Here is a 6,252-nt window from a genome sequence, read left to right on the forward strand (position 1 = left end):
GCTCCGCCGATCGCACGTTGTTCACCCCGCGCCAAACGGCGTAAGATCCGCCGAGACTCTAATCGCCAATGGATGAACGTTCAGCGGCAGGTCACCATTCTGCTAGAAACGGTGCAGGGAGAAGGTGGAATTAATGTAGCGTCCGAGCAATGGCTGAGATCGGTGCAGACGATCGCGAAAGATGTTGGCGCTTTCTTCATAATCGAGGACATTCAGATGGGCTGTGGTCGCACGGGCGACTTTTTTAGCTTGGAGATTGCAGCCTTATCGCCCGACGTAGTCGTGCTGTCGAAATCAATAAGTGACTACGGTCTTCCCCTCCCAATGCTGTTGATCAAGGACGAACTCGATGGATGGGCACCGGGAGAGCACACGGGGAACGTTTCGGGGAAATAACCTTGCGCTCGTCGCGGCAACCACGGCAATCGACATGTGCTGGCGCGATGAACTCTTCGCGCGACAGGTCAAGTGCACGGGGATTTTTTACATCGCCAACTTCTAGCCGTTGCAGCTAAATGGAAATCGTTTCGCTGTTCGGGGGCGCGGCATGGTGTTTGGTTTTGACTGCCTTGCGGCGCAAACACCGGACACGATCACACGTAAAGGCATTTGAAAAAGGATTAATGATCGAACGATGTGGGCCAGATGATCGGGTAAAAAGCTTGCCCGCACTCACGATTGACCGCGAGACTCTGAATGAAGGCCTGGCAATTTTCGAGGAGTCTGCTGAAACCATGCGCCGCAGCCGGTCCTAACTTGCAGCATCGGGTCTTCCGAAGTCGTAGCAGTCTCGGCCCGGAGAGGGGAAGCTGGGAGTCACGACGGAGATCGGGCTGTAATTGCAGTCCCCTGGCGTGCACCACAACGAAGGAAGCGGGGACCCTCCGGGGCAGACACAGCTGGTTGTGCCCGTCATAGGCGCCCCTGCAGGATGCCGGCATACGGGCCAGGTGCCCCTGCGGATACTGGCCTTATGCGGTCGCGGGAGTAGCAGTACGGCGCCGCCGGCAGCCTGCCGAAGTTGGGCTTGCGGTAGAGCCTCTTCATCCGATGTACGCAGGTGATCGCTCATGCATAACCGGCCTGGGCGAAGCTCTGGCCTTTGCGAGACGCTCGGCCCTTCGCATCAGGGCGGAATTGGAGCCGCCATGGACGTCTATCACGTCTGGTGGGATTGGCGTTCGAGCGCCGATATCGCGGCGGCCGGACGCGCGGGGCGGATCACGGCCCTTCACGTCTGCGATTCGCTTGCCGTCGCAGTACCGAACCTGCGCTCCCATGCTGACCACGCCCGGCAGATCGGAATTGTCCGCCACTACGCTTGCACGTTCTATTTCCTGTGCAGGAAAATGAGCCACGCGCGGGAAGAGCGCGCGCTCGAACTGGTCAGGGCGTTTAGAGGTGTAGCCTCATCGTGCATCACGCGCTTTCAGGCTTGGGCCTGCGATAGGTCTTGCTCATCACCTTTTCTCCTTTCTAAGCGGCTGATGGTCTCGGATCATCGTCACCAAGAGCCTTTCGCCACCCCAGCCGGATTGCTAAACAGAGGCATAACAACATCATCCAGGCCGGCTCGACTGACGCGTTCGATCCGACGACGTTGGTGCGCACTGCACTCAAAAAGGGAGTTTCGCTTCCCGACCTTCAGCCCACCAACGCTGCGCCCAACGATGACACCACGGGGATTTGTGTTCGCTCGGACGCGGAGTGGTACGCCAATTGCCTCGTCTCGCGCGGGAAGCCCCAGTTGATCCGGAACGTCACCCATCAACCCGTGGTGACGATGCTGTCCAATCTGCCTTCGCTGTCAGGGGAAACTTCCGCAAGGTTGATCTCATTCAACAGAAAGCGGGCGTCCAGGTCGCCTTGATCTGCGCACCTGCGCGAGCCGTTCCAAACGGCGATGATCAGACGCCGGAAGAGTGACGTGCAGAATAGAGGCGCTGTTAATGACATGCCTCCTTGGTTGGCTTCCGTCTTCGGCGGATTGCGCGTCCATGATGCAATCGCGGAAGCACTGCAAGGCCTTGTCGGTTCGGGCGGGCGCTGTGCCGCCGATCGGGCCTTCTGGCTATACAATGCCGCTGACCCCGCGAACGCGCTGGTGGCGGCGCGTTTGAAGCGCGCTGAAAAAGGCGCTCGCTCACGCGGAGGAGCTCGAGGGCAGGATCGCTATGCATGATGCGGCGACGTCCGCACCCATTGCCGATCCAGCTTCGCTCGGCGTTCTCGAATCTCAAAAGGCTCTGGGAGGCGCCGAGAACGGACGCACGCTTCAAGAAGCGCATTGTGTGCACCCTCATCCATGAGGTCGTGGCCGATGTCGACGATACAGCCTTTGAGATGGTCCTCATCGTCCATGGGTGGGCGGCGTTCACAGGGAGAACGTGACGCGAGCGCAAGCGCCGACGCGGGCAGCGTAACGGCACCTCCGCAAACATTATCGAGGCTGTGAAGAAGCTCTCCATACGGAGTTGTCGTAAGGCATCACCATTTCGGGCGGGGTCGCGGCGATGATTGCTGCTATGGTCCATGGCGATCCGGTGATCGGCCCGTCCGGAACAATCCGCGTGAGAGTGTCAAGTTACACTCGGGTAGTCACGGCCTTACAGCCGGTAGCTCCTTCTGAGGGTAAAGAGCCGCGTGTAGTCTTTGCGCGCAAGAGACGGCGGATTCGATATCCTTAAGTTCGTAGACCGTTTGTCTACCCTGATCGATCTGAGTAACTAACACCATTTGCGAGATATCCAGAAGGTTTATTCCTGCGATTGCAAACCTCCTGATGGCAAAGTCTGCGTCGTGGCTTAAGTAAACCTCAAATCCTTCATCCTGAGTCACCTTGACCCACGTGATGTCGAGCGCGTCCAGTAGAGCGAGCGCTACCTGCTGCTCAGAAGAGCCAGCGAATTTGACCTTTTTTGCTGAGGTATTGATCACAACGATTCCCGCGTCTCCTACGCCGCTTACCAGCGTGCCGACAATCTCCTGTGGCACCAACGACTTGCAAGAGATCACAATGTCACGGGTAGAAGCGTACTCAACCGCTCTATGATAAAGCACTTTAGCACCAAAGCGTGCCATCCGACTGACACTTGCATAGGAGATTTCGCGGATCAGCCTTGCTCCCCTCACGAGGTGCGGGTCGCATGTATAGACGCCGCATACATCCGAATATATTTCGCAGGAACGACTTCCGACAATGTCCGCCGCGACCACAGCTGTCAAATCAGAACTATTACGGCCAAGCATTGACACGCGCCCGCTCTTATCTGCGCCTTGGGCGCCGGCAAGTATCACCACTCGGCTCACCTGCAGGGCACCAAGAAGCGGAGTCTTGTCAATATTTTCAATGCATGCTCGATTAAACCCGGCGGAGGTTTGGATTCCCAACGAATAACCAAACAGCGATGATACCGGAACCGAATGTCTCTCCAACGCAGTCTCAAGTAAGCCGACGGAAACAATCTCACCTGTCGTCAGGACAGCGTCCGACGCGGCGCCGTCGCATTGTTCATTTACAGACAACGTCAGCCTTTTTAGTGACTCTGTTACTCCGTGCATCGCGCTTACTATGACAACAGCTTGATCTGAATCATTGGCGATTCTGCTTGCTATGTGCGCAGCAACTGACCGGTAACAATCTGCATCACGAAACGAAGAGCCGCCGAACTTCATGATTCTGACTGTCATAGCGAACTAGCCTTGCGCAAGCATCTGATGAACGCAGGGGCTCACGCACGTGCGTCCGGGATTAATCGTACCTGATTGCGAGCGGCACGTTAGCCAGTCGCACAGGTGCACGCACCTACTAGGAATGAGAGTGCCGTCCATCGAGGCCCCACGTGATTAGGAACGACGATTGCGGACCAGAGTCAAAGCCGCAAATATCTCCACGGAAGATCCGATCAAAAGCGGCCAGCCCCTCGAAGTATGCCTGGGGTGAGCGATCGGTGATCGCCCGCTCGTCGGAGTCGTCGCACAGCAATTTCGGAATACTCCACCGCGCGGCGCCAGGCCCGCATCAGCTGCCTCATCCGAGGAACTCGCTTCCGGAATGGGGACACATCCATGCCGAGCTGCGCCGCCGCGGCTTGACGCTGCGCTGCGGGGGAGAATACCGCAGTCATCGTCCCGACGCGCGCGACGATTGCTGCGGGCACAGCAGATCATATTGTCCCGATCTCCATTCATCCGACTATGGCCGGCCACGCGCTTCAGTGAGGAATTGCTTTTCACACAGCTGCGAAAAAGGAGTTGCACCAGGCGTCTGATCGCAACGGCTGCAAGGACCTGCCGATGGCGAACCCCTCCCCGGCGGAAGTGAAGAGGGGCTGCACTCATTGCAGCCTGAGATCACGCCTCTCGAGACGTAGCTACAACCGAAGGTGGCCCATACAACCGGCATCTTGAAGGACCACCTCACAGAAGTCTTTGCGCAATGGGGGCACCTTTCTCGCTAAGACTGTCGTGGTCGCATACTTTCTCCGACAGCATGCCGATTTGACGACCCCAGACGGCCGACCACCGCATCGTTCGTCATGGCCACCTGCTGGAGCGCGAAGGTGATGACGGTATCGGTCCGGTCGCCGTCCGCCCGCCGCATCTACGCGATCGCGAGGCCGCCGCTCCCGATCCTCGCCTCCGCGTCTCGACGCTGGCTCGACCGGTGACTTCTCCGCGGCGCTGGCGACGCTGCTTGCGAGGATGCCGCCGGGTGGTGGGCCTCCGCCGTCGGCTGCCTGAAGCACGGCTGCTCGACGAGCATACCCCCTGACAGAGGCGCGACTTTCGGCCAAGCGTTCGGTCCTACATCTGAGCTGATGGCGTTAATCTCGAAGCCCGCTCGAAGACGAAAAGCATGCAGTTTCGTGCTGATCGGCGCGATCCCGGAGGGCCGCAAGGAACGGTCGGCTCACCGATGGTATCCGGAGAGCGCGCACAATCGGCGCAATCTCCTGCTCGATAGAAGCCGCGCGGGCTCGACTTGGCCTCGCAGCTCCTTCATCGAGAGCTATACGCCGAAATACGAGAAGCCGACGGACTGCCTGCACAAAGATCTAGATAGGCTGCTGGCTTTCCACGACTTCCCGGCCGAGCATTGGAAACACCTGCGCACGACCACCCCCTTCGAAAGCGCCTTCGTCACCGTGTGCCACCGCACGATCCGATCGAAGGGCTGCCTATCCAACAAGACCGCGCTCGTGACGGTCTTCAAATTTGCCGAGGGAGCCCAGAAAAAACTTGTCGTCTCGGCGGCCACAACCAGTTGCCAAACACTCATTCTCGGTGTGACGGTTCAACAACGGGATCGAGGTCATTGCCACGCCGACCGACCGTTAGCTCATAACCGCCGCCACCTGAACCCGGCCCCTGACCAAAATGTTGGCGATAGCGTCTCGTTCGGAGACACTCTCCTCTGTTGGAAAACACGATGGAATCCTCACGTGGTCCCGAGCCGCGCGATGAAGGCGTCGGTGCATGTGGTGACGCTATATCCACATTCCGCCTCGCCATGGGGTAGAGCTCGATGAAAACTATCTATCGAGCACATCACGCGCTGCTTGAGTGCTGTGAGTGAGGAGTACTCGATCGCGGGCGCCCAGCCGGCCGAACACGAAGAGCGGCAGGGAGCCGCGATAGACAGAGCGTAGATCGGCGCTGAAGCCAATCCAGCTTACGAAAGTTGTCTCGTCTAGGACAACGTGATATGCAAACTACAAGAGAACACTGGCGGTAACGAAACAAAAGAGAGAGCACATGAATTCCAGGTACTCTTTTCTCCAGAATGCGCAAAGAGATGAGGTGCAAGTAGACCGCGAGAATATCGAAGTTGGTGCAAACCGAACGCGTTTCGCGGGGCGAATGCGTCGGCCCTCACCTCAGCGATCCTATCGAGCCGGCGGAACGTAAGCATCCGGTGAGGCTTTCAATTACCCGCATTTTCCAGCCGCTCCGATTTCGGCGCCGAGTTCGATATCGGTGAGTCTGGAGAGTCCGCGCCAGACATTTCCGGGTGCGGATCGGCGGCCCTGGCCAGGTAGCCACCCAATCGTGCAAGTTTGGTCAAGTAGAATGCGAGGGTTCCAGAGCGACATCGTCGATTGCCGACCTCACTGATGAGTTCACCAATGCGATCTCGGTGTCCGTACAAGGTGTTGGATGGCTACGCACATCTGCGCAGCAAGAGCCGCAACTACGCGAGATCAAACCGCTCCATTGGGCGGCCTGCCATTTCGCCGAGGAGCTGGAGCC

Annotated in this window: 4 protein-coding genes and 1 pseudogene; 4 read left to right on the forward strand and 1 reads right to left on the reverse strand. The window is 58.3% G+C overall.

Going from position 1 to position 6,252, the window contains the following annotated elements; translation table 11 throughout:
- The first annotated feature begins 72 nt into the window (after positions 1-72).
- Positions 73-396, forward strand: coding sequence for an aminotransferase class III-fold pyridoxal phosphate-dependent enzyme (locus tag AC0L27_RS40495; RefSeq protein ID WP_473323628.1), 324 nt, complete (start codon positions 73-75; stop codon positions 394-396).
- A gap of 119 nt (positions 397-515) precedes the next feature.
- Positions 516-755 (forward strand): hypothetical protein, encoded by a 240-nt coding sequence (locus AC0L27_RS40500; RefSeq protein WP_473323623.1) that lies wholly within the window; start codon positions 516-518, stop codon positions 753-755.
- 1,843 nt (positions 756-2,598) lie between these two features.
- Here AC0L27_RS40500 and AC0L27_RS40505 read toward each other — a convergent pair.
- Entirely contained in the window at positions 2,599-3,690 is a 1,092-nt protein-coding gene (locus AC0L27_RS40505; protein ID WP_473323625.1) for an amino acid kinase family protein, read from the reverse strand.
- Between the two features lie 820 nt (positions 3,691-4,510).
- Here AC0L27_RS40505 and AC0L27_RS40510 point away from each other — a divergent pair.
- Both AC0L27_RS40510 and AC0L27_RS40515 read left to right on the forward strand, forming a co-directional pair.
- A pseudogene (locus AC0L27_RS40510) lies at positions 4,511-5,340 on the forward strand (transposase); the annotation flags it as partial.
- A 673-nt stretch (positions 5,341-6,013) separates the two neighbouring features.
- A partial coding sequence (locus tag AC0L27_RS40515; RefSeq protein ID WP_473323626.1) for a hypothetical protein occupies positions 6,014-6,252 on the forward strand: 239 nt, incomplete at its 3' end.

This window comes from Bradyrhizobium sp. Ken51, from assembly GCF_055807435.1.